This is a genomic window from Vibrio sp. 05-20-BW147 (assembly GCF_013369385.1).
Taxonomy (GTDB): Bacteria; Pseudomonadota; Gammaproteobacteria; order Enterobacterales; family Vibrionaceae; genus Vibrio; species Vibrio floridensis.
On the sequence record NZ_SZTO01000065.1, the window covers coordinates 1 to 1,260 of the forward strand.

At 42.9% G+C, this 1,260-nt stretch carries 1 protein-coding gene; it reads left to right on the plus strand.

Translation table 11 applies throughout. The annotated features are described in order from the left end of the window. Positions 1-744: 744 nt before the first annotated feature. Complete coding sequence (locus FC652_RS19865; protein ID WP_043921029.1) at positions 745-1,194, plus strand: hypothetical protein; 450 nt, start codon at positions 745-747, stop codon at positions 1,192-1,194. The last annotated feature ends 66 nt before the right edge of the window (positions 1,195-1,260 follow it).

The following is a 1,260-nucleotide window of genomic DNA, read 5'->3' on the forward strand; positions in this document are numbered from 1 at the left end:
CCTTTGAGTCTTAAACATAACAAGGCGTTCAAGAGGGACTTGGCACGCGTGGCATTTTCGGTTTGCAGTCTGTTTAGTGGTTAAGTTGTCATGCGGTCACTTTTGTAGTGCGTGCCTGCGCCCCTTAACGCGGCGTTATGTTTCATCATGAATTCAGTGGCTTAAATGTCCTTTTAACTGTTCTTTGTCCCTTGGGCTGATTGTTCCGAGTAGACTCAGCAAATCGGTATTGTCGCTCTAAATTCTTGAATTTCTCAGCCCATAAAACATGCCAAAGTTCGTGGGTTGCTTCATTGCCAGGTCGAGCCGGTTGGATTCAAGTTTCTCTGGCTTAAAGGCGCTTTGAATTTCGTTGCCAAGTCACATCCTACCTTGGCAGTAGTCTCGGCAATTCGCCATTGTTCTGCGCTTTAGTTGGAAAGAGAGGGCGCTTGTTGGAAGTGAGTCGGGTTGCCTCATTGGGCAGGGAAGTGTTCATACTTGTTTTGGGCTGGTCGCATTTGGTGGTCAAGTGAGTATTAGTCTTGTGACTAGGCTCAGAAATCACAGCGAGAAATGCAGTTCTTTGTCATGCAAATCAATCGTTTGTAGTGAAACATAACAAGTTGCTTAAGAGGGATTCCCAACGCTTGGCATTTTTGGTTTAAACTTGGCTTCAGTGATAACGGTGGCAAGGTTTTGGTTTTGTGTCAATGCGTTGCTCACCCCTTAGCAAGGCGTTATATGCAATGGATTGGAATGTTTATGAAAGGATTAAATGGCATCTTAAACGGTTTCACCTGGGGAATCGGTTTCTCAGTTGCAATCATTCTGAGTGGGTTGGTTTATACAAAGTTTGTTGAACCGTCGCTCGGAAATATTCTTGAAGACAAAGAAATCGACGACAAAGCAATTGAGTATTTAGCGGATTTCAAAACTGCCTATGGTTTAACATTGAAAAATGTCTTCAAAGATGGGGACGACGTGCGTTTAGCTGTCGTACAGGAAAACCTTACAGAAGACGCATTATATTCTCGTGAAGTTTTAGCATCTGCGTTTGATGTGAATGGTAATTTTATTGGTAATTGTATCGGCGAAAATGAACTTTTCATTATGCAGCCAAAGGAAACCTCTTATCTTGAGATCAAATGTGCATTTGTACCGTCGCAAGTCGAGCAAATCGATTCGTTTAAGTTAAGAATTAAGCCGATTTAGCAAGCACCAGAAAATTGCATATAACAAGGCGTTCAAGAGGGATTCATGCCGCGTGGCATTTTTGGT